The following is a 2920-nucleotide window of genomic DNA, read 5'->3' as shown; positions in this document are numbered from 1 at the left end:
GTCATGCCGATGTCCGGACATTGGAACACCAGGCGGCGGCTCTCTGTAGCCAATCGCGCCGAACCATAGCCGGCCCGACCGAATAATTCCAATGTCGGTTCGATCAACTTCCCCTTACAAAGCGCAATGGTCAGCATCACGTACCCTTTTGTCGTTCAATAACGGCGCCTATTCCCCGCAGCTTCTTCTCGATCCGTTCATACCCGCGATCCAGGTGATACACGCGCAAGACTTCCGTCGTTCCGTCCGCCGCCAGCCCCGCGAGAATAAGGCCGGCACTCGCCCGGAGATCCGAGGCCATGACCGGCGCACCGGTAAGCCGTTCCCTTCCGCTGATCACAACATGGCTCCCCTCTACTCGGATGTCCGCCCCCATACGCCGGAGCTCTTCCACATGCATAAAGCGGCTTTCAAACACCGTTTCCGTCACGACACTCATCCCCTCCGCAACCGACATAAGCGCCACCATTTGCGCCTGCATATCTGTAGGGAATCCGGGATAGGGCAGTGTCCGAACATCCACGCCTTTTAAACGCGACACCTTCGTGGCATCAAGGTGAATGCGTTCCTTTTCCAAGCGGATCTCCGCCCCGGCCTCTCGAAGTTTGGTGATCAATGGATCATTGTGCTCTGGACGACAGCGGTCCACTGAAATAGACCCCTTGGTTATCGCACCGGCCACCAGGTACGTGCCTGTTTCAATCCTGTCAGGAATCACCTCGTGGTCGCTTCCGCGAAGTTCGCGCACGCCCTCGATCGTAATGATATCCGTTCCCGCGCCGGCAATCCGCGCTCCCCGCTTTGTCAGAAAATCCGCAAGGTCGACGATCTCCGGCTCCTTTGCCGCATTCTCGATCACCGTCGTCCCCTCCGCCAATGAAGCTGCCATCATGAGATTTTCTGTTCCCGTCACAGTGGGCACATCAAAGTAGATCGGCGCCCCCTTCAATCGCTTGGCCTTCGCGTGGATGTAGCCATGTTCAATGGATACCTCTGCCCCAAGCTTGGCGAGACCGGCCAGATGCAGATTCACCGGACGGGAGCCAATAGCGCAGCCGCCCGGCAAAGACACCGTTGCTTCTCCCCAGCGTGCAACGAGCGGCCCGAGGACAAGCACAGAAGCCCGCATCGTTTTGACCAGTTCATAAGGCGCTTGTGTCGACTTGATGGCATCAACAGTAATGACGTCACGATTGCCCTCGTGCTGAACCGTCGCGCCCAGCATCCCGAGTAACCTTCCCATTGTCACGACATCAACAACGCGCGGCACATTTGTGATGACACACTCGCCCCCGCCCAAGATGGTCGAAGCCAGGATCGGCAAAGCAGAATTCTTCGCCCCGCTGATTTGCACTTCGCCGTGAAGGGGAACCCCGCCCGATATGACGATCTTATCCATCGCGTCAACCAGCCCTTTCAACAATCAATACCCGATCGATCCCGGCTTCGTCAGGCACGACATCCACTGCCCTGTAAGCTGCCATTGACTCAACCGTCTTTGCTAATTCGCTACTCTGTCCTTGTCCCATTTCCATCACGAGCAACCCGCCAGGGGCTAAATATGAAACAGCGTCCCGCAACAGGCGCTCGTGAACTTCGATACCGCGAGGGCCTGCGATTAATGCGGTCTTTGGCTCATACAACCGCACCTCCGGCTGGAGCGTCGGCCACTCGGATTCGCGAATATAAGGCGGATTGGAGACGATCGCCGACACAGTTCCCTCAAGCCCTTTCCCGCTCAAAGGCACCAAAAGATCTCCTTCCAGCCACGTGATTGCCTTCTCCACACCGTGGCGAGCGGCATTTTGTCTGGCTACCTTCAAAGCAGAACGTGAAATATCGCTCGCGAAGATGGTGCAACTGACTAACGTTCGCGCCAAGGCGACAGACAAACAGCCGGTCCCCGTACCAACGTCGATAAGAACAGGATGAGATGCTGACGTGGGAAGCCGACGGATCGTTTCCGAAATCAGCAGCTCGGTTTCAGGCCGAGGAATCAACACCGATGGATTCACGTTGTACTCTAAACCGCAGAACTCCTGCGTCCCGAGAATATATTGAAGCGGTTCCCTCCTGGTCCTTCTGGATACCTTTCTAGCAACCTCCGCCGCTTCCTCCCGGTCTAGGAGACGGCTTCCATTCATGGCCTGCTGGAGTAGAGACAAGCTCAATGCGCTTTCGACCAACCACACCGCCTCTTGTTCAGCAGACTCAATCCCTGCGGCCAGAAGTTGCCTTCGAATGTTTGCGATCACCTGGTTGAGGCTTCCAGACTCACACCGGATCGAAACTGTGCCTCTTTCCGTCATGAGACCGCCCCCAATGCCGCAGCGTCCTGCTGCGCACGAAGTGCGGCAACGAATTCTTCCAAGTCACCTTCCAACACGTGCTCCAACTTATGCAGCGTGACCCCCACCCGGTGATCCGTTACGCGGTTCTGAGGAAAATTGTACGTGCGGATTTTCTCGCTACGCTCACCGGTACCCACTTGTGCTTTACGGTTTTGGGCAATCTCCGCCTCCTGCCTCTCCCGCTCCGCTTCGACGATTCTGGCACTCAACGTCCGCATGGCCTTTGTCCGATTCTTCAACTGCGACCGTTCATCCTGACATGAAACGACTACTCCGGTCGGGATGTGCGTGATTCGAACGGCTGAATAGGTGGTATTGACGCTCTGGCCTCCCGCACCGGACGAACAGAACGTATCGATCCTCAAATCCTTCGGATCGATCTGCACATCGACTTCGTCGACTTCTGGCATGACTGCCACGGTAACGGTCGAAGTATGGATCCTGCCGGCTGCTTCCGTGACCGGAACACGTTGCACCCGATGCACTCCGCTTTCGAACTTCAACAGGCCGTAGGCACCCTTCCCCTCGATCAATGCGACAACAGTCTTGTAACCTCCCTTGCCGGTTTC

3 protein-coding genes are annotated in these 2920 nt (G+C 56.7%); all 3 read right to left on the bottom strand.

The window, feature by feature from the left end; all coding sequences use genetic code 11:
- Positions 1-136 precede the first annotated feature (136 nt).
- Positions 137-1399 (bottom strand): UDP-N-acetylglucosamine 1-carboxyvinyltransferase, encoded by a 1263-nt coding sequence (murA, locus tag ACWVCN_RS05045; RefSeq protein ID WP_455244427.1) that lies wholly within the window; start codon positions 1397-1399, stop codon positions 137-139.
- A 4-nt stretch (positions 1400-1403) separates the two neighbouring features.
- Positions 1404-2255: a peptide chain release factor N(5)-glutamine methyltransferase gene (prmC, locus tag ACWVCN_RS05040; protein ID WP_455244426.1), complete on the bottom strand. Its 852-nt coding sequence runs from the start codon at positions 2253-2255 to the stop codon at positions 1404-1406.
- A gap of 50 nt (positions 2256-2305) precedes the next feature.
- A partial coding sequence (locus tag ACWVCN_RS05035) for a peptide chain release factor-like protein (RefSeq protein ID WP_455244425.1) occupies positions 2306-2920 on the bottom strand: 615 nt, incomplete at its 5' end.

This window comes from Petrachloros mirabilis, assembly GCF_975968855.1.
The sequence above is the reverse complement of the archived record's forward strand: the minus strand, read 5'-3'. Positions and strand labels throughout refer to the sequence as shown.

Coding starts and splice junctions, on each gene's coding strand:
- murA (WP_455244427.1), bottom strand. CDS start 1,399: ATGGATAAGATCGTCATATCGGGCGGGGTTCCCCTTCACGGCGAAGTG.